Genomic DNA, 26,200 nt, shown 5'->3' on the forward strand with positions numbered 1-26,200 from the left:
ACACTCCGCAGCACTTAAATCCGCGGAGGTGTTCATCATGCAGAAAGCCCTTTTCTTTCAAGGCGCCGCAAGCCGGGCGAGCTTGGGTGGCTTGTTGTTGGCGGGCCTATGCCTGCCGCAGCAGCAAGCCTTGGCGCAGGCCTATGAGGTGATCGCCTATGCTCAAGCCAGTGCTTACAGCGCAACGCCGCCGCAAGATTTGAACCAGTCGCAGCTGCTCAGGTTCAATGCCCCTGATCCAAGGGCCAGCCAAGTGCAAGTGGCGGAGGCCAAGGTGCTGCTCGGCGTGGGCGGCAACGCCAGCGCTCATGTCAGTGCCGGCATGGGAGTGTTGAAGGCTTATGCCGATGCCGGCTATGCCTACCACCCCACCCTCGATGGTTTGGCCAGTTCCAACGCTCAGGCCGGCTTTTATGACACGGTAAAGGTTAACGGCGCCGGTTTGGCGCCGGGGACCCCGGTCAGTTACCGGGTCGATTTGACGATCGAAGGCACGGTCAGTCATGTGCTGGGTGCCTTGGGCAGCCCGTTCGCGGCGGCTTCGGCGACCGCGCTGCTGCGCGTGCTGGACACCAGCTCGAATCAAAGCGAGCAATTTGAATGGAATGCCGCCAGCTTCGCTTCTGGTGTGTACTCGGTGACCATCAATACCCAGGTGGGTCACGAGCTCTACATGACCGGCAACCTCAATCTTTTTGCGCAGGCCAAGCCCGCCATCGACCCCCTCGGCGCGCATTTTGCGGTGGCCGATTTTGGCCACACGCTGAATTACACGCTGGCCCCTTCGGTGACTGGTTTGAATACCGTTGGCATGAGTGGGCATGAGTTCTTGGCCGCGGCCGTTCCCGAGCCGGCGCAGTGGTTGAGTCTGTTGGCCGGCTTGGTCGGCTTGGCATGGCGGCGGCGGGCGCCTTGATGCCGCGTCTTCAAGCGCTTTGTTGCGGGCGGGCGGGGAAGCCGACCCGCACCTCCAGGCCGCCAAGCCGTTCGCTGCGCCTGGCCTGCAGCGTTGCGCCGTGCAGCTCGGCGATGCGCCGCAGGATAGACCAGCCCAGGCCGCTGCCGCTGGCCTCGCTGCCCAGCACCCGGTAAAAGCGCTCACCCAGGCGCTGCAGTTCGGCGTCCGTCAGGCCGGGGCCGCTGTCGGCCACTTGCAGCAGCACCCGGTCGGCCTGAGCCTGCAGCGTCACTTCGATGCGCGCGCCGACCGGGCTGTAGCGCAGCGCGTTGTCGATCAAATTGCGCAGCATCGCGCGCAGCAAAGGCTCATTGGCGACGATCTCGGGCGCCGGCTCAGCCAGTATTTCGAGCGACAGGTCTTGCCGGCGTTGCAAGGCGGCCGGCGCCAGCTCGGCGAGCAGCTGGCGCAGCCATGCGCTCAAATCGAGCGGCAGGCAGGCCGGCCGCTCGCCGCCCTCCAGCCTCGCCAGCGTCAGCAGTTGATCGACCAGGCGGCTGGCACGCTCGCAGCCGAGCAGGGTCGCTTGCAGCGCATGGCGGCGCAACTCGGCATCGGGCTCGGCCAGCGCGACTTGGGCCTGCGTGCGGATGGCGGCGATGGGCGTGCGCAGCTCATGCGCGGCGTCGGCGGTGAAGCGCCGCTCGGCTTGCATCATCGCGCCGATGCGCTCGAACAGGCCATTCATCGCCGTCAACATCGGCGCCATCTCGCTCGGCGCATCGGTCAAATTCAGCACCGCCAGATCAAGCGCGGAGCGATCCGCCAACTGCCGACCCAGCTCGCGCAGCGGCATCGTGCCGCGCCAGACCGCCCACCAGACCACCAGGGCCAGCAAGGGCAGCGCCAAGATCAAGGGCCACAAGACGGCGCGCAGTACCGCCCACAGAATCGATAGGCGCGATTCGACCTGTTCGCCCACATAGACCTGCACATCGCGTTCGGCCCCGAAGGCGGCAAAGACGCGCCAGCGCTTGCCTTCGATCATGGTGCTGCGCAAACCCTGGCGAAAGCCCTCATCAAATGCAATCATCGGCAGGGCCGGCGCATTGGCCGAGCGCTGCTGCAACTGCCCCTCGTGAAAGACCTGGAAGGCGACCTTGTTGGCATAACGGTGCAGGGTCGGCGCGTCGATCGCTTGCTCATCATGCTGGCCCTCGCCCTGCTGCTGGGCCACCAACAGCGCAGCGGCCTGTGCCAGATGACCATCCAGCAACTCATCCAGTTCATGGCGTGCGTCCACCCACACCGCGGCGCTCAGACCCAGCCAGATCAGCAGCACCAGGCTCAGCACCAGCGCCACCAACCGGCCTTGCAAAGAAGCGGGCTGCCGCAGCTTCATGGGGCGGCCTCGCGCAGCAGCACATAACCGACACCGCGCACGGTCTGTATCAAATCGGCCCCGAGCTTGCGGCGCAGATGGTGGATATGGACCTCGACCGCATTGCTGTCGACCTCCTGGCCCCAGCTATAGAGCTGCTGCTCCAACTGCTCACGCGACAGCACGCGGCCGGCGCCCAGCATCATGGCCTGCAGCAGATCGAATTCGCGCGTCGACAAGCTCACCGCAGCGCCACCGCGCAGCACCGTGCGGGCGGCCGGGTCGAGCAGCACATCCTGCGCGCGCAGCAACTCCTGCGGCTGACCCGCCGAGCGACGCACCAGCGCGCGCAGGCGGGCGCCCAGCTCGAACAGATCGACCGGCTTGATCACATAGTCGTCGGCACCCAGGTCGAGTCCGCGAATGCGATCGGGCACCGCGTCGCGGGCGGTCAGCACCAGCACCGGCAGCGTGATCCCATCCCGGCGCAGGCCGGCCAGCAGGTCCAGGCCATCTTTCAGCGGCAGGCCCAGGTCGAGCACGGCGGCGGCGTAGCACTGCGATCCGGGTGCGGCTTCAGCGCGCAACTCGCGCTCGGCGGCCAGGCCGTCACGCACCCAGTCGACCACAAAGCCCTGCTGGCGCAGGCCGGCACGCAGGCCATCGCCCAGCAAGGCATCATCTTCGGCAAGCAGGATTCGCATGGGCTGATTATTGAGCCTGCGCGCGCTCAGTCCTCATCATCCTGAGTCTCGTGATGGCCTGCGCCGATCGCCGGGCGCTCGGTCAGCTTGGACGGAGCATCCTGCCATTGCCACCCCCAGAAGCCCAACACCGCCGTCACCAGCAGCAGCGCCAGCGGACTCATATTCTGTTTGACCAGATCGGGCCCCTTGCCCGGCATGCGGCCGCTCAGCATAGGCATGAAGTGCTTGTGGCGGCGCAGCAGGCTGACCCCGGCAATCAAGGCCAGGTGGGCCAGCACCACCATCAAGGTGGCGTTGCCAAGCAGTTCATGCAAGCCCTCCAGCAGGTCTTCGAAACGGTTGCCGAACCATTCCTGCTCCAGCCCCAGACCCGTCAGCGCGGCGCTCAAGGCGGCCAATAGCAGGGCCACCACCACCAAGGTGTTCAGTCCCTGATAGCTGGCCAGCAGATTGCCCCGCCCTTGTGGCCAGGCCCGCAGTTGTTGCGGCAGGCCGCGCAGCTTGCCGAGCCAGGCCGCCAGGCCGACGCGCTTGGGGCCCACCAAGCCCCAGACCAGCCGGGCCAGCACCAGGCCCAGCACCGTGTAGCCCAGCGTGATGTGGACGAGATGCCAGCGCTCGCTCTCGGCGCTCAGATAGGCACCGCTGAAACTGAAGGCCAGCAACCAATGCAACGCCCGCGTCGGCGCATCGATGACGCGGCGGCTGGGGGCCAGGCCAGGCGTCTCTTGTGGCAAGTCATTTGGGGATGCGGACGCGGTGTTCATTGAAATCTCCTTGTTCGGCTTGGGGGTGACAGGCGGCGCAGTTGGCGGCGCTCTTGATGCCGGCGCGCTGCCAGGTGGCGGCGGCGACCTCGTCGTGCTTGCGGATAAACCAGGTGGAGCGGCTGATGCGATCGGCCGGTGGCGGCTCATTGCCCACGCGTTTGTAAGTGCCGGCATTGGCCACCAGCCAGCGGTTCAGTTCGGCCACGCTGGCGCTATCCAGCGAGGCATCGGAGGCGAAATGCTTGGGCAGGTTTGCCATCAGGCGCTGCCAAGAGGCCACCGGCAACATGCCCGGCGGATAGGCCAGATGGCAGGCCGCGCATTCCTGTTGGTATTTGGGCAGCAGGGGCACGCCGCGCAGGGCGTGACCATCATCGGCCTGGGCCGCAAACAGGCTCAGGCCCAAGCCAAAAAGAAGCAGGGTTTTCATAAGCTGTGCCTTCAGGGTTTGAGTGAAATCAGCCAGGCCAGCAGATCGGCCTTCTCGGCCGCAGTGCATTCGCGGCTCAGCACATCCTTGCAGTTACGCCTGAACCATTTTTCGACCTTGGCCGGGTCGCTGAAGCGTTGCGGGTTGAAGGCCGGCGCCAAGGCATCGATGCGCTTGCCGGTGCTGGCATGCCGGCCGGCCACCGTCGGCAGCGCCTGGTGGCATGAGGCACAACTCCATTCACCGCCCTGGCTGCTGGTGAACAGGCGCTGGCCTTGGGCGGCGTCTGCGGATCGGCCGGCCAAGGCGCTATAGCCGGCCAACAAATCGCCGGGTGCGGCAGTGGCGGCCGCGGCGGAGAAGCAGAGCAGCAAGCTCAGGATTTGAAGATGTTTGTGCATGAACGGCATCCTGCCGGGCCTGTCTTAGGGCATTCTTAAGACGCGGCTTTGCGCTACATCAGCGCCTTGATCTGGAGCAAGCCGACAATCATTTGCATGAATCACGACGATGCCCGCGACCCCGACAAGGGCCTGAGCCAAGCCCAAGCCGCCAAGCGCCTGAACGAGGACGGCCCCAACGAGCTCAGCCCGCCGCGCAGGCGCACCATCTGGCATATCCTGGCCGACCTGGTGCGCGAGCCGATGCTGCAGCTGTTGCTGGCCGCCGGTGCCATCTATCTGCTCTTGGGCGATAGGGGTGAGGCCTTGATGTTGCTGGGCTTTGTGCTGCTGACGGTGATCATCAGCGTCAGCCAGGAGCAGCGCACCGAGCGCGTGCTGGAGGCGCTGCGCGATCTGACCAGCCCGCGCGCCTTGGTGATACGTGACGGCGAGCCCGAGCGGATCGCCGGCCGCGAGGTGGTGCGCGGCGATCTGTTGATGCTGACCGAGGGCGACCGTGTCGCCGCCGATGCGCTGCTGCTGCAGGCCAATGATCTGCAATGCGATGAGTCACTGCTCAGCGGCGAGTCCTTGCCGGTGGCCAAGCGGCCCTGGGTGGCCGGCGAAAGCGCGGCCGAGCCGCACCGCGTCTTTGCCGGCTCGCTGGTGGTCGGCGGCCAAGGTCGCGCGCGGGTCACGGCGACCGGGCCGCGCAGCGAAATCGGCCGCATCGGCAAATCGCTGGCCGAGATAGCCGCGCCGGCTACGCCTTTGCACCGGCAAACCCGCCGGTTGGTGCGCGTCTTTTCGGTCTTGGGCCTGAGCCTGAGCGCGGCCTTGGTGCTGATCTATGGCCTGCTGCGGGGTGATTGGCTGGCCGGCTTGCTGGCCGGCATCACGCTGGCGATGTCGATGCTGCCGCAGGAGTTCTTGCTGATTCTGACGGTCTTCATGGCGATGGGCGCGTGGCGGCTGTCGACTCAGCGGGTGCTGAGTCGGCGCTCGGCGACGATAGAGACCCTGGGCTCGGCGACGGTACTCTGCACCGACAAGACCGGCACGCTGACCGTCAACAAGATGGCGGTGGCCGAGTTGTGTATCGCCAGCGGCGCCGGCGTGGAACTTTGGCCGGCCGAGGCTCAGACCTTGCCCCCGCAGTTCCATGCCTTGCTGGAGTTTGCCGTGCTGGCCAGCGAGCGAGATCCGTTTGACCCGATGGAGCGGGCCTTGGTCGAGTTGGGGCAGGCGCATTTGCCGGCCAGCGCGCGGCATCCGGGCTGGACCCTGCTGCACGAATATGCGCTCAGCCCGACGCTGCCGGCGATGACCCATGTGTGGCAGGCGGACGGCGCCGAACAAGTGGTGGCGATCAAGGGGGCGGTCGAGGCGGTGCTGGCCTTGTGCCGTTTGCCGGCGGCGCAGGCCTTGGCGCTGACGCAGCGGACTGAGGCGATGGCGGCGCGCGGGCTGCGGGTGTTGGCGGTCGCGCGGGCCAAATGGGATAAAGGGGCGGGCGAGCCATGGCCGGCCGATCCGGCAGGTTTCGAGTTCGAACTGCTAGGCCTGTGCGCCTTTGCCGACCCGCTGCGGCCGGAGGTGCCGGCGGCGATTGCCGAATGCCGGGCCGCCGGGCTGCGGGTCTTGATGGTGACCGGCGATCACCCCGCCACCGCGATCGCCATCGCCGCGCAGGCCGGTCTGGCCGACAGCGAGGCGGCGCTGACCGGCAGCGCGATGGCATTGATCAATGCCGCTGAATTGGACCGTCAGCTGCGCACGCAGCATGTGTTCGCCCGCATCAAGCCGGCGCAGAAGCTGGCGCTGGTCGAGGCCTTGAAAGCGCAGGGTGAGATCGTGGCGATGACCGGCGACGGCGTCAACGACGCACCCTCGCTGAAGGCCGCGCATATCGGCATCGCGATGGGTGGGCGCGGCACCGATGTGGCGCGCGAGGCGTCCAGCCTGGTCTTGCTGGACGATAACTTTGCGGCCATCGTGCAGGCGGTGCGCCTGGGCCGGCGCATTTTTGACAATCTGCGCAAGGCGATGGCTTTTGTGCTGGCCGTCCATGTGCCGATCGCCGGTCTGTCTTTATTGCCGCTGCTCTTGGGCTGGCCGCTGATCCTGTCGCCGGTACACATTGCCTTTCTGGAGTTGTTGATCGACCCGGTCTGCTCGGTCGTGTTCGAGGCCGAGCCGGAGGAGGCCGATGTGATGGCGCGCCCGCCGCGCGACCCGGCCGCACCTTTGTTCTCAAGCGGCCTGCTCGGCTGGAGCTTGTTGCAAGGCGGCCTGATTCTGGTCGCGGTGGGCGGCTGGTTTGCCGGCTTGCTGGCTTATGGCCTGGCGCCCGAACAAGCGCGTGCGCTGGCCTTTGTCGCCTTGGTGGCTTGCGACATAGCCTTGATTCTGGCCAACCGCAGCTTCAGCGGCCCGCTGCTCGCGGCCTGGCTGCGGCCTAACCGCATGCTCGGTTGGATGTTGGCGGCGACGGCGCTGCTGTTGGCGCTGGCACTTGGCTTGGCTCCGCTGCGGGAGGTGTTCGGATTCGAGTTGCCGCCGACCGGCTTGTTGGCCGCGTCGCTGGCGCTGGGTTCCGTGGTCTTGCTCATGCTGGAAGCACTGAAGCGCTTGTTTCGTCAACTCGTCATGGGTGCCGCCACCGCCGGTCTTGCCAGCAAGCGAGACACCGCATCGCTGACGCTGCCGCCGTCCAGTTCATCGGCGTGAAAACCATCGGTCATGCTCAGCACGGCCAGCGCATTGTCTTTCAGCCTTGCCAGCACCAAGGCGATACCGCGCGAACGCAGCTCGTTCACGAAGCCTTGCAAAACCTCGATGCAAGTACCGTCGAGATCGGGTGACTCTTCCAGGCTCAGCACCAGCGCGGTTTGTTCTGACTTCTGCAGACGCGCCATCACATCGGCCAACATCGCATCGACATTGCCAAAATACAGCGGCGCTTCGGGTCTGAGCACCAAGATGCCCGGCGTCAGGCGGGCGTCCGTGTGGGCAGCGAGGCTCAGAAAGTCGTGGCCTTCGCGCTGACGGCCGAGCTCGCTAACGCGCGGCATCGACAGATCACGCAAGGTCATCAGCAGACTGACGCCGATGCCCGCCAGCAGGCCATACAGGACACCCAGCAAGACCACCGCTGCGGCCGCGCCGATGACCACCAGCCGATCTCTTCGCCAGCGGAAATAGGGGCGAAACGCGTCGAGCGACAACGCATGCCAGAGCGCGTTGATGACGACCGCGGCCAAGACCGGTTCCGGCGTCAGCTCGACCCAGGGCAGGGCGAAGGCCATCATCAACACGATGCAGACGGCGGCAACCCAGGCCGAACGACGGCTTTGCGCGCCGGCCGCTTCATTGGCCGAACTGGCGGAGTAGCCGGCCCCGACCGGGGTGCCGCCGAACAAACCCGAGGCCAGATTGGCCGCGCCGAGCGCGAACAGGTCGCGGTTGGGCGCCACCGTGTCACCATGCTTGAGTGCCAAGCTGCGGATGGCCCCGTAGCTCTCGGCAAACAGCAGCAGCACCACCGCAAACGCCAATTCACCCAGCTTGAGCCAGTCACTTTGGGCCAAGCTCGGCAAGCCAGGCGTGATGGAGGCGAGCTTGATGCTGCCCACCAGTTCAACCCCCTTGGCGCCGAGCTCGAAAAATTGACTCACAGCGATGCTTGCGGCAATCAAGGCCAAGGCGACCGGCCATTGGCGCGCCCGTTCAGCCCAGCGAAGCACGATCAAACTGCTCAGGCCTAGGCCCAGGCCCCAGGGGTTCCATTGCGCTAGCTGTTCGAGCAAATGCCAGGCAAAGCTCAACATGTCTGTTGTTGGGGGGTGGATGCCAGCAATCTTGGCCAACTGCCGCAGAACGATACTTAGCCCCAGGCCGAAAGCGAAGCCGCGTAGCACCGGCTTGGAGATGAAATTGGAGACCGAGCCGAACCGGGCCAGCCCAGCCACGATGAAGGCGATGCCGGTCAAGATGACCAGACCCGATGCCAAGGCCAAACGGTGTCCGGCCTGCCCGGCAGCCAGTGACAAGGTCGCGGCGCCCAATACCGCCGCCGAAGAAGAGGTGGCAGCGACCACGGCAAAACGGGAGCTGCCAATCAGGCCATAGATCGTCAAGCCGAACAGCAGGCCGATCAGGCCGGCATGTGGCGGCAGGCCCGCGATACCTGCGTAGGCCACCGCCTCGGGCAGTAGCAAGCCCGACATGGCCAGCCCGGCCAAGACGTCAGGGCGCCAGACCGAGGCAAGCCCGGGCTCACTCACTTGCGAATCCCGCCGGAACAAATGCTTGCTTGGCGCTTGTTTGGCCGCGCTGAGAACGAGTAGTCGGCGGGCAGTTTTCGGGGGGCGTTTAGCTGGCTGATCATGCCGGCAATTATTGCCCCTGCCGGAGCGCCAACCTCAAACCCTAGGCCACAACATTGAGCTTGTTGCCCGCGGTCGCAGAGGGTGGAGAGGGCTTGGGTGCGGGCTCCGGCTTTGGGGCTTGCGCTTGCTTGGCCTGAGCCTGGCGGGCCGAGTTGGCTTTTTGTGCGGCAGCATTGGATGCCGCAGCAGCATTGTTATTTGCCTGGGTCTGGCGTTGCTGCTGGGCGGCTTGAGGCGAAGGCGAAATGCGGTTGCTCATGTGCTACTCCTGTACGGCATGCATCAATTGGCGAGCTGGCGAACCGAAGCGCCTTGCCCGACCCGGCTTCGATTGTGGGGCCGGACCGAGCGCCGAGCAAGGTGCGCGTGCTGGCCGTCGTTGCGAAGCCAATGCCATATTGGTGTGCTAAAAATACCGGCATGCGGGCCCAAAGTGCCCCGGTACGGCACACTCTGGGCTTGAGGTAGTGAGACGATGTGATATGCGCGAGCAGCGACGCAAATTGATTCTGGGCATGAGCTTGGGCGTGCTGTCCGGGCGGCCCCACGCCGCAGCGCAAGGCAAGCCGCGCCTGCGCGTGTTGGCTTGGCCGGGATATGCGGAGCCCGAGGTGATCAAGAGCTTTGAGCAAAGCAGCGGCGCCAGCGTCGAGTTGACGCTGATCGACTCGGACCTCGATCTGTGGCAAAAGATGAACGCCAAACGAGGCGCGGACTTCGACGTATTTGCCGTCAATACCGCCGAATTGACGCGCTATGTCGAACAAGGCCTGGTCGCCAATATCGAGGCAGGCTTGATCCCGAACTTGGCCCAGCAACTGCCGCGTTTTCGCCGGTCTGCGGCTATTCCGGGCGTCGGTGTGGGCGCACAGACCTTGGGCGTGCCTTTTGCATTTGCCGAAATGGGCCTGATCTACGACCGTCGGCAAATGCAGCGCCCGCCCGATTCCGTCACCGCCTTGTGGGACCCTCATTTGCGCGGCCGCGTCATCGCCTATGACGGCGGCACGCATAACTTCTCGCTCGCGGCACAGGTTTTGCGGCTGCCGACGCCGTTCAAGCTGGCCGAGAGCGATTGGGCTCCGGCGGTAGATCGCTTGATCGCGCTGCGTCGCAATGTGGCCGGCTTCTATACCCGGCCGGAAGAATCGGTGGCGCTGTTCAAGCGCCGTCAAGCGGTGCTGATGTTTGCCAACTTTGGCCGTCAGCAGCTGCTGTTGCTGAAGTCCGCCGGGGTCGACGCGGATTACGTCATCCCCTCGGAAGGTGCCTTGGCCTGGCTGGATTGCTGGGTCGTCAGCAGTGCCGCGCAGCAAAACACCAAGCTGGCCCATGCCTGGATCAACCATTTGCTCGAGCAGCCCGCCAGCCATTTGCTGACCAGTCGGCAGGGCTTGGGCAATACGACGCAGGCCTCCGCCGACTACCGTGCCGATGACAAGCTGCTGTGGTTGCAAGCCGTCGAGAGCGAGGAGCGCCGCAACCTGCTGTGGGGGCGCATCATTTCGGGGGATCGAGCGTCCAAGGTGTTGGCGACATGAAGTACGGCATCGCCTTCAAGCTCGGAGTCTTGTTGGCCTTGGTCGGCGTGTTGGCGGCCGGGCTGAGCGGCTTCTATGCCTATGCGGCCAGCCGCGAGATCTTGCTCAAATCGGCCAAACAGGAGCTGCTGACCTCGACCCGGGTGTTGGCGCGGCGCATCACGCTCAACCGCGAGGAGGTCAGCCGCAATTTGCTGATGCTGGCAACACACCCGGCGGTGCTGCGGGCCCTGCAAGAGCCGGATGCGGAGGCGCCGGCCGAACAGATGGCAACCCTGTTCAAACAATTGATGCTGGCGAATCCGTCCTATTTCCAGCTCCGCCTGATATCGGCCAGCGCGCATGGACTGGAGCGAGTGCGGGTCGATAGGCAGTTAGCGGGTTTGATTCGCGTCAGCGGCGAAGACTTGCAGGAGAAGGGCCATTTCGACTACGTGGCGGACACGCTGAAGCTGGCCGCCGGGGAGACTTATCTCTCGCGCATCAGCATCAACCACGAGCGTGGCGCCAACACCGGCCAAGATCAACCGACCTTGCAACTGGCGATGCCGGTCAGGTCCCAGGGTGGCGATGCGGCGGCGGGGCTGATTGTCGTCAACGTCGATTTGAACGGCATGTTTGCGCTGCTGCAAGCCGATCTGCCGGCCGGCTTCAAGCTCTTCTTGGCCAATGGCGAAGGAGACATCCTGATCCATCCGGACAGCGCCAGAACCTTTGGCTTCGACCGAGGTCGGCGCGTGCTGATGCAAGACGAAATGGCGCAAGTGGCCGATATCGTCAGCGGCAGGTTCGATGCAGCGGTCTTTGAGACGAGTGAAAACGACTATGCGATGGCGCCGATGGTGGCGGCCTTCATTGGCCAGACCATCAAGGTCCATTCGAACGAGAGTCGTCTGGTGCTGGGGCTGGCACAGCCGCTCGCCGAGGTCTTGAGCCGCAGCCAGCCATTGGCCAGTGAGTTGCTGCAGATCGTGTCTTTGCTGTGCCTGCTTTGTTTGCTGTTGGCGGCGGGCTTGGCGCGCGCGATCACGCGTCCTATCAATGCCGTCAGCGCCGCCGCGCAGCGCTTTGCAGAAGGCCTGCCACCCGGGCCCTTGCCGCTGGCGCGCAAGGATGAACTCGGCAGCCTGGCGCGCAGCTTCGCGTGGATGCAAGGCCAGATCAGCGAGCAAATGGCCGATCTGCTGCGCAAGCAAGAAGCCTTGGAGCATTTGGCTCAGCACGATATGTTGACCGGTTTGCCGAATCGACGCCTATTGGAAGTGCGCCTGGACGGCTTCATTGCCGCCGCGCGGCGGCATGGTGGCGGGGTCTGTGTGCTGTTCATCGATCTGGATCGATTCAAGGTGCTGAATGATCGTTATGGCCATGACGCCGGTGACGCGGTTTTGAAGATCATTGCCGAGCGCTTGCTGGGCATGATGCGCGAGGTCGACACCGTGGCACGTCTGGGCGGCGACGAATTTGTGGTGCTGCTGGAGGCGCAGACCAGCATGGACCATGTGGCAGCGATTGCCGAGAAGCTCTTGAGTGGCCTGACCGCGCCGATCGCCTACCAGGGGCATGAACTGGCGCTCGGCGCCAGCATCGGCATCGGCCGCTACCCGCAAGACGGCCAGACCCGCGCCGAGATCATGGCCAAGGCCGATCAGGCGATGTATGCGGCCAAGGCGGTCGGGCAGGGCGGGGTGAGGTTCTACTCATCGGCGAAGGAGTGACTGCAGGGTCAAGTCTTGCCCGCAGACCTCAGGCTCCGGCCGCCGCCCGCTTGAAGGCCAGTGCTGCGTCGGTACTCAGGTGACGCAAGAGGCCCTGCTCGCGTGTCGCCCAGACCTGGCCGGCGGGCAACTCGAGCACCAGCACGCCGGGGCTGTCATCGTCGCCCACCATCGGGGCGAAAAGCCGCGTCGCACCGCTTGCCAGCGGCAACTGCCGCTCGCCCCAGTCGCGACTGCAAGCTGCGCAGGGGCTATGCGGGTCGTTGAGCGCAATGCTCAGGCCCAGGCCCTCATGCTCCCCTTTGGATGACTCGCCCAGCAGCAAGGTCTGGTCGCTGGGGTCGCGGCGGTAAACGGCCAAGAGTTCGATGCCCAGCACCGAGCGCAAGGCACGGCCCAGCGCGTTGAAGATCATGCCGGGGCTGCGTTGCCGCCAGAGTTCGCGACTCAGGACCACCAATTGCTGCAGGTCTTCATGGGCGCCCTGTAGCTTGTTGAGCCGAGTCTCTTTGGCGTGGGCCAAAGCCCTGGCATGTTGACGCTCGTTGCGCGCCATCTCCACCTGCTGGCGGCCATGCTTGGAGGCGGTACTCCAACTCGCTTGGCGCGCCACCGCCGCACGCCGGGCCATGGCGTAGGCCTCCTGCGGTCGATCGGCATGGCTCAGTGCTTCGGCGGCTGCGTCCAGCAAACTTGCCGGCGCCTGGAAGCCTTCCAATGCTTGCGCCTGCTCGAGCGCCAGATTCAGCCAATTGAGCACCACCTCGGGCGCTGCGCCGCTGCGCCGTTCGATCTCGGCCAAAACCTGCCGCAACTCCACCAGGGTGACTTTTTGCTGTTGCGAGGCAGCCACCTTGGCGGCGTCCAGCGCCACCATGCGCGCTTCATCCAGGCGATTCAAATGCATCAGCGCGCGGGCCCGGCCCAGCACCACATCGCTGAGCATGTCCGAGGCATGCGATTGGCGCTCGCGCTCGCCCAGTTGCTCGAAATGTTTCAGCGCCACGTCGTAATGGCCCTCGTCCAGCTCGGTCTGGCCTAGATAGTTCAGCGCCATCATGACCGTGCGATTTTGGGGATGCTGAGACAAGGTCTGCAGGCATTCGCGCAGGAGATCGCGGGCGGATTCGGTCTGACCCACACGCCGTAGCGCTTCGCCGGTTTGGGCCAGGCAGAGGCCGATGGCGCCAGGCCAGCGCACCTTGCGAGCCAGGGCCAGGCCCTTTTTCAACCAGGCCAGCGCCGCCTCGAAGTCCGAGATATTGGTATAGGTGTAGCCCTGATTGGAGGCCACGTTGATGGCGCGGCGGGTCTGCCCGGATTCCAGGCTCGCTTCAAAGGACAGGTCAAGCCAGCGGGCGGCTTCCACATAGTTGGAGGCCAAGCCATTTTCGAGCGCGCGGTAATCGGCCACGGCTGCGGTGGACTGGGCGGTCAAACCCTCGGCACTTTGCGGCAGCTGCTCCGACCAAGTGGCGCTTGCCAACTCGAAGTCACGGAACAAGTCGGAGCGGGCCAGCGCGGCGCGGTAAAAAAGCTGGCGCTCGGCGTCCAGCGCCTGGTCGGCCCAATCCACCGCGCTTTGCATTGCGTCGCGCTGTGCGTCGACCTCACCGCGATCGAAATGGACGCAGGACTGCAACCAGGACAAATCAGCCTGACCGGTCGGGTTCGGGTGGGCCTCAAACTCGCTGCGGGCGCTGGCCAGAGACTGTTGCGCCTCGTCCAGGCGCATCATCAGCATCGCCACTTCACCCCGCACCAGATGCAGCCGCCCGCGCATCGACGCCAGGGCTGCCGGGTCTACGAAAGCAACCTGCTCCACTTCCCGCTCCAACTCCTGCTGCAAAGCGGTGGCCAGTGCGAGTGCGCCCGGGCTGTTCAGTTGGCGCAAACCCCAGGCGACATAGAGGCGGGAATTCCAATCCGAGCGCTCGGTCAGAAGTTGGCTGGCCGCCAGCACCTCGCGTTCGAGTGGAAACAGAACAAGCTCATTTGCGCATGCCATCGAAGCCACCTCGAAATTCGGTTACGGGACAAGATCAAGACCGCCCGGTTCATGGGTCAGCGGGTCCACTTCGAGAAACCGCTATAAATTGCTAAACAGAAAATTAACACAAAGCCGGCGAGGGCGGTCGTTGGAAGAAAACTTGCCTCGTCTGACGCCCGCACCGCTGAAGCTCATCGCCTGACGCACGGCGGAAAACGCGGACACCGTCAAACTCGATCGCCGATGCACTATTCAGACCCAGACCTTCAGCAGCCAGCGGTTCAGCTCGGTCACTTCTTCCATGCACATCGAGTGCTCCATCGGGTAGTCATGCCAGGCGATGTTGTAGCCCAGCGCCGCCAGCGCATCGCGTGCGGCGATGCCGCGGTCCATGGTGACCATCGCATCCTTGCGGCCATGCGCCATGAAAATCGGCACCAACGCATTGGCGTCATGGCGCTCGGCCGCTGTTTGGGCGGCCAAGGGCAGGTAGCCGGACATGGCGACCAAGCCCCCCAAGCGCTCGGGGTAGCGCAGGCCGGCCAGCAGCGTCATCGCGCAGCCTTGCGAGAAGCCGGCCAGCACGATGCGGTGGGCCGGCACGCCGCGCTCGCGTTCGCGGTCGATCAAGGCGTGGACCTCGCGCACCGATTCGCGCAGGCCCGCTTCGTCCTCGCGACGCTGCAACTCCATGCCGTAGAGGTCGTACCAGGCGCGCATGCGGTAGCCATTGTTCAAGGTGATGGGCCGTTCGGTCGCACGCGGCAACACAAAGCGCACCGCGCCGACCTCGGCGAGGTCCAAGGCGTCGCACATGGGGATGAAGTCGGCGCCGTCGGCCCCCAGGCCGTGCAAGACGATCAGGCTGGCCTTGGCAGCGTCGGCAGGGCAGAGTTCAATGGTTTGGAGAGTCATGGTGGCGGTTTGGGGCTTGGATTTGAATTGGGCTAAGGACGCTTGGCCGAGATGGTAGCGGAGGAGAGCGCCGGATCCCAAGTCCGACAGCCTCCTGGCAGCCCGAGTGGCGGGAGGCGGCATTTTTGCGGCTTGCCGGGTACTCTCTGCTTGTCTGATGCGAGTAAATATGTGAGCATTCGCCCCCAGTCGGAGCCGTCCATGGCTTTGGTGGTTTGCCAAGAGGGCTGTCCATGTTTCGAGTCATGCTTGCTGCGCTGTTGAGTCTCTGGCTCGGGTCTGTCGCAGCCATTGATGGCCCGATCAAGCTGTGTTTCGAGGACAGCTCGGTCTACCCCTGGATCACCGGTGACGACAAGGGGCTGGTGCTGTTCGAGTTGGCCTTGGTCGAAAAAGATCTGAACCAGAAGTTCGACTACATCCGCCTGCCTTGGCGGCGCTGCCTCCTTGAGGTTCAAACCGGCCGCATTCACGCGGCGATTGCCGCCAGCTTCAATAGCGAACGCGCCAGCTGGGGCAGCTACCCGCAAAACCCGGACGGCAGCCTGAACCGTGAGCTGCGCCTGCACACCGATAGCTTTCATGTGTTTCGCCGGCTCGATAGCCCGGTGCGCTGGCTGAACCAGCGCTTCGAGAATCTGGGTGCCCAGCCGGTCGGCGTGCAGCTGGGCTATAGCGTCGGGCGCAATATCGAGGAGTTGGGCTACCCGGTCAAAACCGCCCGCAGCGCGGAAGATCTGACCCGCATGTTGGAGATCGGTGTTCTGCAAGTGGCGGTCTTGCAGCACTATGAAGCTCTGCGCTTGTTGAAGGCCAAACCCGAACTGAACACGGTGATGGTCGAAGACGGCCCGCCGGTCAAGGTGGCCGATCAATACCTGCTGTTCAACAGCCTGTTCTATGCCGGCAATGAGGCGCAGGTCAGGTCGATTTGGTCGGCGATAGAACGCGCACGCAAGAGCAAAAAATACCAGGATGAAGAGGCCTTGATGCTGGGCACCGAAGCCCGCGTGTCCATGAATAAATAGCTATTCGTGCTCATCCATCCGCATTGACGGTGCCGGCGGCCGGCGCAATGCGAACCAGCGGCGCAAACTGCGCCAGGGCCACGCCGCTCAAGGTGATGGCCGCCCCGAGCAGCTTGACCGCAGTGAACTGCTCGCCGGTGCTGGCCCAGGCGGCCAGGCCGGCGACCGGCGGCATCAGGTAAATCAAGGGCGCGGTGCGCGCCACGCCGCGTTGGGCGTTGACCCAGCCCCAGGCCAGCCAAGTGACAAAGCCAATGCAGACAATTGCCCAGGCCGCACCCAGCCAGAGCAGCGGCGAAACGGCGGCCCAGTCGACCTGGCTTGCCTGCGGCGCGGCATAGATCAACACCGGCAGAGTTGCGGCCAGGCTGGCGTAACACATCACCAAGACGGCACCGTGGCGCTCGATCAAGGGCTTGGCAGCGACCGTGTAGTAACTGAACATCGCGGCGGCCAGCAAGAGCACGGCGTCGCCGCCGCTGGCGCGCCAATTGGCGACCAGCAACTTGTCGGACATGAACAGCAAGGCACCGGCAGCGGCCACCGCGATACCCAAGAGCTGGGCGCGCTGCAGTCGCTCGACACCATAGGCGCGCAGGATCAACAAGGTGAACACCGGCCCGCAGGCCAGCAAGACCGAGCTGGAAAACGGCGTCGAGAAATGAATGCCGTAGCTGCTCAAGGCCAGGTGCAGGCCCTGGCCGAGCAGACCCAGGCGCGCCAGCGCCCAGGCGTCGGCACCGGACACGCGCGGCCAGTGCAAGCCATAACGATGCAACAACAGGCCCGTCACCAGCAGCGGCATCAAGGCGAAGCGCATGAACAAAAAGCCTTCCGGCTGCATCGCCGTCAGCAGTGCTTTTTGCAGCGGGAAGTTCAGGCCCCAGGCGATCACGATGGCCAAGCCGACGGCAAGGCTGTGGCGGGAAGCGGCGGGATGAGGGGTCGACATGCCGGCATCTTGCCTGAACCCCAGCCGTTTCCCTCGGCTGCTTAGCGTTCGCGCCGCAGCGTGCCGACCATCTTGTCGGCGCCGCCCAGCATGAAGACGCTGTAAACGCCATTGCTCACCAAGGGCAAGTCGGTGATCGAATAGGCCGGGCTGCTGCTGGCGCCGGAGCTGACGCTCAATAGCGAGCTGACGCTGGATGACAGCAGGCTCGGCGTTGAGCTGGCGCCCGGCAGCACATTGGACGCGATGGCGCTGTAGTCCACCGACAGGCCCAAACCGGCGTTCAAATTGGCGACCGCATTGACCAGGCGCATCTTGACCGCGCCGGCGGTGGCGGCCAGGCGGTTGTCATCGCTCAGCAGGGTCAGTTGCGGTGCCGCGCTGTCGCCCCAGACCAGCAGCGTGTAGTCACCACCGGCCTTCAAACTCGGGGCGGCCAAGTTCATCGGGCTGCCATTCACATGGATGCTCAAGCTGCCGGCGCCGGCCTTGCTGTTTTGATATTCGCCGATGGCCGGGGCAACGGCATTGCTCATCAAGCTGCCGCCATTGAGCTGGGCCGTGACCCGGGCGCCGTCGCCGAATGAGCTGATGACGCGCACGCGCGCATCAGCGCTGAGGAAATTGCTGGACTCGCCCTTTTGTTGCAGCAAGATGCCGTTGACCAACATGCCTCCCTCATTCGACGTGACGATCAGCGTGGCGACGCCGGTCGACGCCAGGGTTAGGGACGGAATATCCAGCCGCACTTCATCCTTCTTGCCTGCGCTGGTGATGCGCAAGCGGTAGCTGCCGCTGTTGATGGTGTTGAAGCCGCTGGTGAGACCGCCTGCAATGCTGCTGGCCACGGCGGCTTCGTTGTCCAGGCTGTCGCCGACCACGGAGAGATAGAAGTCCAGCGTGCCGGCATCCGGTGCGAGGTTCATCACCAGGAGCTTGGCCTTGCCACTGGCCGCGAGTTCCTGATCTTCTTGCAGCATGCTGGTGTGGACGGCGCCGGCCCAGCCGTAGGCGATCATGGTGTAGTTGCTGCCCTTGTTCAGTGACGGGGCGAGGCTGGCCACCGTGGTGCCGATGCCGGTGGTTTGAATCTGGCTGGTGGTTGCCGAGGTGTCGACGCTGGCATAGGCGCCAGCAGAGGCGTAGGCCACATCGGTATTGATGCTCTTGTCGTTCACGCTCAAGGCCAGGTTGGCGTAGCCGCGCGTCGCATTGAGCAATCGAATGTTGGCGTTGCTGTCACCGGAATTGCCACCACCACAGGCGCTGAGCAGGCCGGCGCAGGCAAGCGTCAGAAGGCCCCAGTTTTTTGGGGCAAGAAAGTTGAATCGCATCAAGAGAACTCCGTTGAAAGGTGCTGCGCGATTGGGCTTGAGCGATGTTGCTGTGGCGTGTGGCCTTGTGTCGGGCGCGTGAAGTCTTGTTGCTGCGCTTTCTTAGGGCAAGCTCCCCAATACAGGGCAAACCTGCTCTGCCTGGCCGAGGCCGACTGCTAGCATCAAGCACCCTTGCCACCGAGTTACCCCATGAGCTACCCCCATCTGCTTGAACCCTTGGACCTGGGCTTTACCACCCTGAAGAACCGGGTGCTGATGGGCAGCATGCACACCGGGCTGGAGGATGGGCGCAAGCATTTCGAGCGCATGGCCGAGTACTTTGCCGAGCGCGCGCGCGGCGAGGTCGGGCTGATCGTGACCGGCGGCTATGCGCCGAATATCGAAGGCTGGGCCAAGCCTTTTGCCGGCACGCTGGCGACCGGCGGCGCGGCCAAGCGGCACAGCGTCATCACCAAGGCCGTGCATGCCGAGGGCGGCAAGATCGCCTTGCAGATTCTGCATACCGGGCGCTATGGGTATCAGCCCTTTTGCGTCGCACCCTCGCGCATCAAGTCACCGATCACGCCGTTCACGCCGCGTGAGCTTTCAGCCAGCGGCATCGAAAGGCAGATTCGCGCCTTTATCCGCTGCGCCAAACTGGCGCGCGAGGCCGGCTATGACGGCGTCGAGGTGATGGGCTCCGAGGGTTACTTCATCAACCAATTTTTGGTCACCCACACCAACCAGCGCAGTGACGCCTGGGGTGGCAGTTATGCGAACCGGATGCGGCTGCCGCTGGAAATCCTCACGCGTATGCGCGAGGCGGTCGGGCCGGACTTCATCATCATCTACCGGCTCTCGATGCTGGACCTGATCCCGAACGGCAGCAGTTGGGACGAGGTGCTGGAGTTGGCGCGCGGGGTCGTCAAGGCGGGCGCCACCATCATCAACTCGGGCATCGGCTGGCACGAGGCACGCATCCCGACCATTGCGACCTCGGTGCCGCGCGCCGGTTTTGCCTGGGTGACCAAGAAGTTGCGCGATCAGCTGCGCCTGGAAGGCATCAAGATCCCGCTGATCACCAGCAACCGCATCAATACGCCTGAAGTGGCCGAAGGTCTGCTGAGCGATGGCTCGGCCGATATGGTCAGCATGGCGCGGCCGTTTCTGGCCGACCCCGAGTTCGTCAAGAAGGCGCGCGAGAACCGCGCCGACGAAATCAACACCTGCATCGCCTGCAACCAGGCCTGCCTGGATCACACCTTTGCGCAGAAGATTTCGACCTGCCTGGTCAACCCGCGGGCGGCGTTCGAGCAGGAGATTCGCGTCATTCCGCTCGCCAAGAGCCAACAGGCGCGCAAGAAGATCGCCGTCGTCGGCGCCGGGCCGGCTGGCTTGGCGGCGGCGACCACGCTGGCCGAGCGCGGCCATCAGGTGCATCTGTTCGACGCTGCCGCCGAGATTGGCGGGCAGTTCAATATGGCGCGGCAAATCCCCGGCAAAGAGGAGTTCGCTGAAACGCTGCGTTACTTCCGCCGCCGCATCGAGATCACCGGCGTGCAGCTGCATCTGAATCAGCGCGTCGCGGCCGACGCCTTGCTGGGCTTCGACGAGGTCTTGCTGGCGACCGGCGTGACACCGCGCGATCCGCGCATCAAGGGTCAGTCCGAGGGCGAGGCGCGGGGTCAGGTCTTGACTTACATCGATGTGCTGCGGCATAAAAAACCGGTCGGCCCGCGGGTGGCCATCGTCGGCGCCGGCGGTATCGGCTTTGATGTGGCCGAGTATCTGGCCGAGCAAGGCGTCGAGCAGGGCCATTCGCTGAGCTTGGACCCGGCCGCTTGGCGGCGCGAATGGGGCGTTGGCGATCCCAGCTTTGCGCGCGCCGGCCTGGTGACGCCGGAGCCTGCCACCGCAGCGCGAATCATCTCCTTGCTGCAGCGCAAGCCGGGCAAGCCCGGCGCCGGCCTGGGCAAGACCACCGGCTGGATCCACCGCGCGGCGCTGAAAGCTAAGCAAGTCGAGATGCTGGCCGGCGTCAACTACGAAGAGATCACCGAAGAGGGCCTGTGGATCAGCTATGACAAGGGCCATGTCGACAGGCAGTTGATTGCCTGCGACAGCATCATCTTGTGCGCCGGTCAGCTGCCCTTGCGTGAGCTTGAAGGCCCGCTGCGTGCGGCAGGAGCAAGCGTGCATTTGCTCGGCGGCGCGCTGGAGGCCGGCGAATTGGACGCCAAGCGTGCAATATTGCAGGGAACCCAGCTTGGCTGCCTGCTGTAAACCCTAGCCGGGCTCAAGCTGGACCCGACACTACCGAAACGACGAGAACGAGGGGACACCTAGGTTTGTTGCGGCAAGCCAGGGTGGACTTGAAAATCTACAAATGCAAGGCACAGCGGGTCGGCCCAAGAAGCCGGCCGGGCCGATGCCCGAGCAAAAATTTTGGTAGCCGATGAGCACTTTCTTCAAGCACCTGATGGGGGCCATGGCCGCGTTCGCGGCGCTTTGTGCCTGGCCGTCTGCCTGGGCCGCAGGCTCGGGCGGCGGAGCCACCGTGGATTTGCGCGACCCGATGTTCTGGCTGATCGCCTTCAGCGTGCTCGGCGCCGTGGCCATGGGTTTGGTATTGGCGCTGGTGCAATCGCAGCGCTTGCGCCTGCGCCAGCGGCGCAGCGAGTTGCAGCGGGTTCGGCGCGAGCGCAGCAAGCTGCAAGCCTTGCTCAACGCCATCCCCGACCCGGTCTATTTCAAGGACGCCCAAGGTGCCTACGAGGGTTGCAACCCGGCTTTTGAGCGCTGCACCGGCCTGCTTGAGGCGCAATTGATCGGGCAGCGTGACGATCAAATCGAGCAGCGCCCGGAGTGGAGTGGGGCGCTGGCCGGAGCCGCCGGCAATAACCATTCAACGCAACGCACGCTGGCCTGGGTGACCCAGCCCGGCGGTGAGCGCGCTTGTCTGGACGTCGTTCAGGCGCGGGTGTTTGACGAGGGCCAATGTATGGGTCAGATCGGCGTGGCGCGCGATGTGACGGCGCTGCGCGAGGCGACCACCAAGCTGCACCGCGCGGTCACCGTGTTCGAGCATTGCGGCGAAGGCATCATGATGATGGATGCCGACTTGCTGATTCGCGATGTCAACCCGGCGTTGAGCGCCATCACCGGCTATTCATGTGACGAGTTGCTGGGCACCATGCCTCACTACCTGCAACTGGGTGAGCAAGGTGCCGAGGTCTTGAAGGAGCTGTGGACCGATGTCGGTGCCAAGGGCAAATGGAGCGGTGAGTTGGTGGACCGCCATAAAGACGGCAGCTGCATACCCCTGTGGGTGACCATCGTCAGCGTGCCTGCCGCCGAACAGGGCGGCGAGCCGCATTATCTGGCGGTGCTGACCGACATCTCGCGCATCAAGCAGACCGAGGCCGAACTGCTGCATCAGAAGCTGCATGATCGCTTGACCGGCCTGCCTAACCTTGCTTTGCTGCGGGACCGGATCGAGCGTCAAGTGGGGGTCGCTCAGCGCGACCAGACTTGCGTGGCGGTGCTCTATGTCGATCTGGATGGCTTCCGCGAGGTCAATGACATTGCCGGCCACAGCGCCGGCGATGCGGTGCTGAAGGAGGCTGCGGCGCGTTTCGTCAATGTGGTGCGGGCCAGCGACTCGGTCGCGCGCGTCGGCGCCGACGAGTTCGTTATCGTGCTGTCGGGCCTGGTCGACGAAGAAACCGCGATGCGCTTGGGCGAGCGCCTGATCGATGCGATGCGCGAGCCGATTTTTGATGGCCAGATCGACATCAGCAAGCGCTTCAATCTGGGTGCCAGCATAGGCTTGGCTTTGTTCCCGACCGATGGCGTGACGGTCGATGATTTGCTCCGCAACTCCGAGGCGGCGATGGTGCGCGCCAAGGCCCATGCCCGCAACAGCGTGCAAGCCTATCGGCCGGAGCTGACGCAGGCAGTCAAGCAGCGCTTTGAGCTGACCCATGCCTTGCGCCACGCCAATGAAGCGGCGCAGTTCCGGCTGGAGTATCAGCCGCAGGTGCGGCTCTCGGACGGCGCCTTGATAGGTGCCGAGGCGCTGCTGCGCTGGCGCCACCCGACGCGCGGGCCGATCTCGCCGATGGAGTTCATCCCGCTGGCCGAAGAGACCGGCCTGATCATCCCGATCGGCCGTTGGGTGCTGGAGACCGCCTGTGCCCAGGCCGCACGCTGGCAAGGTGTGCCGGGCAAACCGCAACAGGTGGCGGTCAATGTGTCGGCGCGGCAGTTGCGCCAGGCCGACTTTATTCAAACGGTGGACTTCATCCTGGCCGAGACCGGCTGCCCCGCCCATGCGCTGGAACTCGAAGTGACCGAGAGCCTGCTGCTGGAAGACGCCGAGGGTGCGATCGAGCTGCTGGGCGCCTTGAAGTCGCGCGGCGTGCGGGTGGCGATCGATGATTTCGGCACCGGCTATTCCTCGCTGTCTTATCTGCGCCGCATGCCTGTCAACACGCTCAAGATCGACCGCAGCTTCGTCTCCGAGCTGGGTCAGGACGCCAACGTCGCCGCGATTGCCCGCACCGTCATCGTGCTGGCGCGCAGCCTGCATCTGGATGTATTGGCCGAGGGCGTCGAGACGGCCGAGCAGGCCGCCTGGCTGCAGCGCGAGGGTTGCGACTGGGCGCAGGGTTGGCATTACGGCCGGCCGATGCCGGCGGAGGACTTCGCCGTCATCCAACAGGTTTTGCCGGTAGGGCCCAAGCTGGCGGTGGTGAAGCGGCTGCAGCTGGCTTGATTTCATCGCTTTGGCTTGCCGTTTAAGTAGGGCTCTACGCTGCGTCAACGGTCAAGTTCCGCTTGGCGCCAGCACCCGAGCCAGTTCCGCAACCTGACCCAGTTGCACCAACACCACCCGTTTTGCACCGGCGATCGTCTCCGGCCGGTGCGCAATGATCAGGCGCGTCAGCTGCAATTGACCCAAGGCAGCCGTTACCGCACGTTCGTTGGTCACGTCGAGGTGACTGTTGGCCTCATCCAAGGCCAACACGCGCGGCTGCTTTTACAAGGCGCGTGCAAGCAGCAGCCGTTGCTTCTGCCCGCCGGAGAGCCCTGAACCCAAGTCACCGACCAAGGTTTGATAGCCCATGGGCATGCGCACGATGTCGTCATGCAATTGCGCCAGCTTGGCGCAGGATTCCAAGCGAGCCTGATCGGGCTGAACATCGAAAAATGCGATATTTTCAGCCAATGAGCCGGTCAAAAGCGTGTCCTCCTGCATCACCGTGCCGATCTGGCGGCGGAAGTTGGCCAGGCCGAGTTGGCGCACCGGCATCGCGCCGAACAACACTTCACCCTCACAGGGTTTGAGCAGGCCGAGTGCGATTTTCAACAGCGTCGACTTTCCGGCGCCCGAGGGCCCGGTCACGGCCACGCTTTCGCCGGCCTCAATGAGAAAGTTCGCGTTGCGCAGAATCCATGGCTCGCCCTCGGCATAGCGAAAACTCACATTGCGTAGTTCGATGCTGGGAAGCAGGTGCGCCAGATTGCTGTCGGGTTGCTCATCGCGTTCGGGTGGCTCCAGCGCAATATCGGCTGCTGAATTGAGTCTTGTAGCTGATGGAGGCAAACAGCATGCCTACGGTCATGCCCCCCGCCAACCCGGCGCCGGCAAACTGGCTGCTGATGATCAGCTTTGCTCCCAACCAAAGCACCAACAGGTTCTCCACGCCGAAGATCAAACCATGGGCGGTGTTGAGGCCCATGCTCATCTTGGCCGTGCGCACATCGCGGTTCTGCACCTCGACGATCAGGTTTTGCCAACGCGCGCGGCGTTCCTCCTCGCGGCCGAACAGTTTGAGTGGTGTGATGGCGTGCAGGGTCTCCAGGAAATGAGTGCTTTCCCTGGCAGCCACCACCAAGCGTTCGGCGGCCGCGTCACGAAACGGCTGGTAGGCGGCCCAACGCAGCAGCCCGTAGGCGGCGACCGCTGCGATGACCACAGCAGCCAGAGTCGGCGCGTAGATCAGCATCATGAGCAGAGCAGCCACGGCCATCAGACCATCGAGCAAGGCTTCGACGGCGGCCGTGGCGAGGGTCTTCTGGATCGCGCCGACGGCCCCGAAGCGCGAACTGATGTCGCCCAGATGGCGCTTTTCAAAGAACTCGACGGGCAGGCGCACGAGGTGGGCGAACACATTGCCCATCCATTGCAGACTCAAGGTCTGACCCAGCAAGATCACCATCCAGGAGCGTGCCAGGGCCAGAGCTGTTTGCACGAGCAGCAACAGGCCGAAACCGATCACGAGCACCGCCAGTAGATCGCGGTCGCCGGAGCTGAGCACATCGTCCACGACCAGCTGATTGAACAAGGGTGCGACGATGGCAAACAGTTCCAGCACCACAGCCACCGCGAAGATCTGCAAGAGCGAGCGCTTCAGGCCTAGCACCTTGCCGGTCAGTGCCCGCAGCGAGACGCGCGGTGCCGGAGCTTGGCTCTTGAACTCGGTGTTGGGCGTCAGCTCCAAGGCCACGCCGGTGAAGTGGCGGGAAATCTCGGAGAAAGGCAGGCGTCTCTCGCCCACGGCGGGGTCAAGGATCAAAGCTCCGCTGCGATTCACCCGCTTTAGCACCACGAAGTGATTCATATCCCAGTGCAGGATGCAAGGGGTTTGCAGCTCCTTGAGTTCGTCCAGATCCAGCTTCAGTGGGCGGGAAGAAAACCCCATGGCGCCGGCATGAGCCATCAATTGCTGCAGGGTGGCGCCTTTCAGGCTGACCGAAAAACGCCGGCGCAAAGTGACCAAATCCTGCTGCAGACCGTACGCGCTGCTGACCATTGCCAGGCAGGCGAGGCCGCATTCACTGGATTCGGATTGGAGGATTGCGGTCATGGTTTTTGCTGCGCTGCGCTCTTTTTACTTATATGGGCGGCTAGCTTTCGGCTGGGTATTAAGGATGGATACTTTGGAATTTTCCACAACAAAATAGCTAAACCAGCCAGAAGAACCATAGCAAACGCGAAAGCCATAAGGGGTTTAATGCTTGCGCAATGAATGCCGAATATTTCTTCTTTTGGAATCAATATAAATATATTTAATGAAGCGTGCGACAAAAAGGAATCAAGCAGCGAATTTCGCTTCAGGTAGATAATGGCATAAACCATCCCGGCTATCCAGACTGCGAGTAAATTTCCCGGATCAAAGTAGTTGATAATATATTGACTATGTCCGGCCGTGAATAGCATCGATGAGATAAATGCAGCGTAGGCCCAGTGCATTTTTCTCACTAAGGCGGTCAGCAAGCACTTCCTGAAAATATATTCTTCAATTATTGGGGAAACAAGGACGGCAATCAGCAACCCCAAGATTGTTGCTGGTACTTTTTGGTCCCATTCAGTTAGGCGGGAATTAGTGCACAAAAGAAATTCGGTTAAATGGCCATTTGGCAAGAGGGGCAGCAGCAGTCGCATTGCCATATAGAGCAGCAGTGCAGCGACGACCAAGGCAATATATCGATTGAAATATTGCAAGCCTTGAGTGCAAAAATGGCGCATATCTATCAATTATTGATTAAAATTTTGACATGATGATTTTAATGATAATAGTTCCTGCGATACCTACCCAGGGCAGATTGCCTAATCCTGGCTCCGGTGTTGGAACCGGCGCGCGTCCTGCGGGTGTGCCAGCCCAGCTATCGCCGCCAGCAACGACACTGATTTCATTTTGAGTAAGCGTCTTCATATAGTTTCCCTGTAGATTTCAAACAAACGGTGAACATGGCCGTTCACCACTTCTTGTGT

Annotated in this window: 23 protein-coding genes; 7 read left to right on the top strand and 16 right to left on the bottom strand. The window is 63.7% G+C overall.

Annotated elements, in window-relative coordinates; all coding sequences use genetic code 11:
• The first annotated feature begins 37 nt into the window (after positions 1–37).
• The gene (locus LNV07_RS07135; protein ID WP_263570491.1) at positions 38–916 is read left to right on the top strand and encodes a PEP-CTERM sorting domain-containing protein; all 879 of its coding nucleotides are present in this window, start codon (positions 38–40) and stop codon (positions 914–916) included.
• Positions 917–926: 10 nt separating this feature from the next.
• Here LNV07_RS07135 and LNV07_RS07140 read toward each other — a convergent pair whose 3' ends face one another.
• Genes LNV07_RS07140 through LNV07_RS07160 form a run of 5 tightly spaced genes read right to left on the bottom strand, consistent with a single transcriptional unit; the run spans position 927 to position 4,587 of the window.
• Positions 927–2,300, bottom strand: a complete 1,374-nt coding sequence (locus LNV07_RS07140; protein WP_263570492.1) for an ATP-binding protein — start codon at positions 2,298–2,300, stop codon at positions 927–929.
• Positions 2,297–2,983: a winged helix-turn-helix domain-containing protein gene (locus LNV07_RS07145; RefSeq protein WP_263570493.1), complete on the bottom strand. Its 687-nt coding sequence runs from the start codon at positions 2,981–2,983 to the stop codon at positions 2,297–2,299. The genes LNV07_RS07140 and LNV07_RS07145 overlap by 4 nt, the downstream gene beginning before the upstream one ends.
• 26 nt (positions 2,984–3,009) lie before the next feature.
• Positions 3,010–3,753 carry a cytochrome b/b6 domain-containing protein gene (locus LNV07_RS07150; RefSeq protein WP_263570494.1) on the bottom strand — a complete coding sequence of 248 codons (744 nt, stop codon included), beginning with the start codon at positions 3,751–3,753 and terminating at the stop codon, positions 3,010–3,012.
• Complete coding sequence (locus tag LNV07_RS07155; protein WP_263570495.1) at positions 3,725–4,186, bottom strand: diheme cytochrome c; 462 nt, start codon at positions 4,184–4,186, stop codon at positions 3,725–3,727. Before LNV07_RS07155 ends, LNV07_RS07150 begins: the two co-directional genes overlap by 29 nt.
• An 11-nt stretch (positions 4,187–4,197) precedes the next feature.
• Entirely contained in the window at positions 4,198–4,587 is a 390-nt protein-coding gene (locus tag LNV07_RS07160; protein WP_263570496.1) for a DUF1924 domain-containing protein, read from the bottom strand.
• Between the two features lie 96 nt (positions 4,588–4,683).
• On the opposite strand from LNV07_RS07160, the gene LNV07_RS07165 reads away from it, so the two are divergent.
• Positions 4,684–7,299 (top strand): cation-translocating P-type ATPase, encoded by a 2,616-nt coding sequence (locus tag LNV07_RS07165; RefSeq protein WP_263570497.1) that lies wholly within the window; start codon positions 4,684–4,686, stop codon positions 7,297–7,299.
• Here LNV07_RS07165 and LNV07_RS07170 read toward each other — a convergent pair.
• On the bottom strand, positions 7,209–8,855 hold the full coding sequence (locus LNV07_RS07170) for a SulP family inorganic anion transporter (protein ID WP_263570498.1): 1,647 nt from the start codon (positions 8,853–8,855) through the stop codon (positions 7,209–7,211). The genes LNV07_RS07165 and LNV07_RS07170 overlap by 91 nt on opposite strands.
• Before the next feature lie 145 nt (positions 8,856–9,000).
• The gene (locus tag LNV07_RS07175) at positions 9,001–9,219 is read right to left on the bottom strand and encodes a hypothetical protein (protein ID WP_263570499.1); all 219 of its coding nucleotides are present in this window, start codon (positions 9,217–9,219) and stop codon (positions 9,001–9,003) included.
• A gap of 223 nt (positions 9,220–9,442) precedes the next feature.
• Here LNV07_RS07175 and LNV07_RS07180 point away from each other — a divergent pair, with 223 nt between their 5' ends.
• Together LNV07_RS07180 and LNV07_RS07185 are read left to right on the top strand one after the other, a co-directional pair.
• The gene (locus LNV07_RS07180; protein WP_263570500.1) at positions 9,443–10,501 is read left to right on the top strand and encodes an ABC transporter substrate-binding protein; all 1,059 of its coding nucleotides are present in this window, start codon (positions 9,443–9,445) and stop codon (positions 10,499–10,501) included.
• Complete coding sequence (locus tag LNV07_RS07185; RefSeq protein ID WP_263570501.1) at positions 10,498–12,219, top strand: diguanylate cyclase domain-containing protein; 1,722 nt, start codon at positions 10,498–10,500, stop codon at positions 12,217–12,219. The genes LNV07_RS07180 and LNV07_RS07185 overlap by 4 nt, the downstream gene beginning before the upstream one ends.
• Positions 12,220–12,247: 28 nt before the next feature.
• Here LNV07_RS07185 and LNV07_RS07190 read toward each other — a convergent pair whose 3' ends face one another.
• Positions 12,248–14,227 (bottom strand): tetratricopeptide repeat protein, encoded by a 1,980-nt coding sequence (locus tag LNV07_RS07190; protein WP_263570502.1) that lies wholly within the window; start codon positions 14,225–14,227, stop codon positions 12,248–12,250.
• A 234-nt stretch (positions 14,228–14,461) separates the two neighbouring features.
• Positions 14,462–15,124, bottom strand: coding sequence for an alpha/beta hydrolase (locus tag LNV07_RS07195; protein WP_263570503.1), 663 nt, complete (start codon positions 15,122–15,124; stop codon positions 14,462–14,464).
• A 233-nt stretch (positions 15,125–15,357) separates the two neighbouring features.
• Between LNV07_RS07195 and LNV07_RS07200 the strand changes: the two genes are divergently transcribed.
• Positions 15,358–16,152: a type 2 periplasmic-binding domain-containing protein gene (locus LNV07_RS07200; RefSeq protein WP_263570504.1), complete on the top strand. Its 795-nt coding sequence runs from the start codon at positions 15,358–15,360 to the stop codon at positions 16,150–16,152.
• 10 nt (positions 16,153–16,162) lie between these two features.
• On the opposite strand, the gene LNV07_RS07205 is transcribed toward LNV07_RS07200, so the two are convergent.
• Together LNV07_RS07205 and LNV07_RS07210 are read right to left on the bottom strand one after the other, a co-directional pair.
• On the bottom strand, positions 16,163–17,104 hold the full coding sequence (locus LNV07_RS07205) for a DMT family transporter (protein ID WP_263570505.1): 942 nt from the start codon (positions 17,102–17,104) through the stop codon (positions 16,163–16,165).
• Between the two features lie 41 nt (positions 17,105–17,145).
• Positions 17,146–18,438, bottom strand: a complete 1,293-nt coding sequence (locus tag LNV07_RS07210; protein WP_263570506.1) for a DUF4397 domain-containing protein — start codon at positions 18,436–18,438, stop codon at positions 17,146–17,148.
• A 192-nt stretch (positions 18,439–18,630) separates the two neighbouring features.
• Here LNV07_RS07210 and LNV07_RS07215 point away from each other — a divergent pair, with 192 nt between their 5' ends.
• The gene (locus LNV07_RS07215; RefSeq protein WP_263570507.1) at positions 18,631–20,703 is read left to right on the top strand and encodes an NADPH-dependent 2,4-dienoyl-CoA reductase; all 2,073 of its coding nucleotides are present in this window, start codon (positions 18,631–18,633) and stop codon (positions 20,701–20,703) included.
• A gap of 172 nt (positions 20,704–20,875) precedes the next feature.
• Positions 20,876–23,197 carry a putative bifunctional diguanylate cyclase/phosphodiesterase gene (locus LNV07_RS07220; RefSeq protein ID WP_263570508.1) on the top strand — a complete coding sequence of 774 codons (2,322 nt, stop codon included), beginning with the start codon at positions 20,876–20,878 and terminating at the stop codon, positions 23,195–23,197.
• 51 nt (positions 23,198–23,248) lie between these two features.
• Here LNV07_RS07220 and LNV07_RS07225 read toward each other — a convergent pair whose 3' ends face one another.
• From LNV07_RS07225 to LNV07_RS07245, 5 genes are read right to left on the bottom strand one after another with little or no spacing between them, the layout of a single operon-like run.
• Positions 23,249–23,449 (bottom strand): P-loop NTPase family protein, encoded by a 201-nt coding sequence (locus LNV07_RS07225; protein ID WP_263570509.1) that lies wholly within the window; start codon positions 23,447–23,449, stop codon positions 23,249–23,251.
• 12 nt (positions 23,450–23,461) lie between these two features.
• A complete protein-coding gene (locus tag LNV07_RS07230) occupies positions 23,462–24,028 on the bottom strand; it encodes an ATP-binding cassette domain-containing protein (RefSeq protein ID WP_263570510.1) in 567 nt (188 codons plus the stop codon).
• The gene (locus tag LNV07_RS07235; protein ID WP_263570511.1) at positions 23,961–25,292 is read right to left on the bottom strand and encodes a peptidase domain-containing ABC transporter; all 1,332 of its coding nucleotides are present in this window, start codon (positions 25,290–25,292) and stop codon (positions 23,961–23,963) included. Before LNV07_RS07235 ends, LNV07_RS07230 begins: the two co-directional genes overlap by 68 nt.
• Entirely contained in the window at positions 25,289–25,954 is a 666-nt protein-coding gene (locus tag LNV07_RS07240; RefSeq protein WP_263570512.1) for a CPBP family intramembrane glutamic endopeptidase, read from the bottom strand. Before LNV07_RS07240 ends, LNV07_RS07235 begins: the two co-directional genes overlap by 4 nt.
• Positions 25,955–25,970: 16 nt before the next feature.
• On the bottom strand, positions 25,971–26,141 hold the full coding sequence (locus LNV07_RS07245; protein WP_263570513.1) for a hypothetical protein: 171 nt from the start codon (positions 26,139–26,141) through the stop codon (positions 25,971–25,973).
• Between the last annotated feature and the right edge of the window lie 59 nt (positions 26,142–26,200).

It is taken from the genome of Roseateles oligotrophus (assembly GCF_025717515.1).
GTDB classification, from domain to species: domain Bacteria; phylum Pseudomonadota; class Gammaproteobacteria; order Burkholderiales; family Burkholderiaceae_C; genus Paucibacter_A; species Paucibacter_A oligotrophus.

Excerpts from the sequence above, each read along its gene's own strand:
- LNV07_RS07155 (WP_263570495.1), bottom strand. The coding sequence starts at position 4,186 with ATGAAAACCCTGCTTCTTTTTGGCTTGGGCCTGAGCCTGTTTGCGGCC.
- LNV07_RS07180 (WP_263570500.1), top strand. The coding sequence starts at position 9,443 with ATGCGCGAGCAGCGACGCAAATTGATTCTGGGCATGAGCTTGGGCGTG.
- LNV07_RS07235 (WP_263570511.1), bottom strand. The coding sequence starts at position 25,292 with ATGACCGCAATCCTCCAATCCGAATCCAGTGAATGCGGCCTCGCCTGC.
- LNV07_RS07145 (WP_263570493.1), bottom strand. The coding sequence starts at position 2,983 with ATGCGAATCCTGCTTGCCGAAGATGATGCCTTGCTGGGCGATGGCCTG.
- LNV07_RS07200 (WP_263570504.1), top strand. The coding sequence starts at position 15,358 with ATGTTTCGAGTCATGCTTGCTGCGCTGTTGAGTCTCTGGCTCGGGTCT.
- LNV07_RS07215 (WP_263570507.1), top strand. The coding sequence starts at position 18,631 with ATGAGCTACCCCCATCTGCTTGAACCCTTGGACCTGGGCTTTACCACC.
- LNV07_RS07135 (WP_263570491.1), top strand. The coding sequence starts at position 38 with ATGCAGAAAGCCCTTTTCTTTCAAGGCGCCGCAAGCCGGGCGAGCTTG.
- LNV07_RS07240 (WP_263570512.1), bottom strand. The coding sequence starts at position 25,954 with ATGCGCCATTTTTGCACTCAAGGCTTGCAATATTTCAATCGATATATT.
- LNV07_RS07140 (WP_263570492.1), bottom strand. The coding sequence starts at position 2,300 with ATGAAGCTGCGGCAGCCCGCTTCTTTGCAAGGCCGGTTGGTGGCGCTG.
- LNV07_RS07150 (WP_263570494.1), bottom strand. The coding sequence starts at position 3,753 with ATGAACACCGCGTCCGCATCCCCAAATGACTTGCCACAAGAGACGCCT.
- LNV07_RS07175 (WP_263570499.1), bottom strand. The coding sequence starts at position 9,219 with ATGAGCAACCGCATTTCGCCTTCGCCTCAAGCCGCCCAGCAGCAACGC.
- LNV07_RS07185 (WP_263570501.1), top strand. The coding sequence starts at position 10,498 with ATGAAGTACGGCATCGCCTTCAAGCTCGGAGTCTTGTTGGCCTTGGTC.
- LNV07_RS07165 (WP_263570497.1), top strand. The coding sequence starts at position 4,684 with ATGAATCACGACGATGCCCGCGACCCCGACAAGGGCCTGAGCCAAGCC.
- LNV07_RS07195 (WP_263570503.1), bottom strand. The coding sequence starts at position 15,124 with ATGACTCTCCAAACCATTGAACTCTGCCCTGCCGACGCTGCCAAGGCC.
- LNV07_RS07160 (WP_263570496.1), bottom strand. The coding sequence starts at position 4,587 with ATGCACAAACATCTTCAAATCCTGAGCTTGCTGCTCTGCTTCTCCGCC.
- LNV07_RS07245 (WP_263570513.1), bottom strand. The coding sequence starts at position 26,141 with ATGAAGACGCTTACTCAAAATGAAATCAGTGTCGTTGCTGGCGGCGAT.
- LNV07_RS07190 (WP_263570502.1), bottom strand. The coding sequence starts at position 14,227 with ATGGCATGCGCAAATGAGCTTGTTCTGTTTCCACTCGAACGCGAGGTG.
- LNV07_RS07220 (WP_263570508.1), top strand. The coding sequence starts at position 20,876 with ATGAGCACTTTCTTCAAGCACCTGATGGGGGCCATGGCCGCGTTCGCG.
- LNV07_RS07210 (WP_263570506.1), bottom strand. The coding sequence starts at position 18,438 with ATGCGATTCAACTTTCTTGCCCCAAAAAACTGGGGCCTTCTGACGCTT.
- LNV07_RS07205 (WP_263570505.1), bottom strand. The coding sequence starts at position 17,104 with ATGTCGACCCCTCATCCCGCCGCTTCCCGCCACAGCCTTGCCGTCGGC.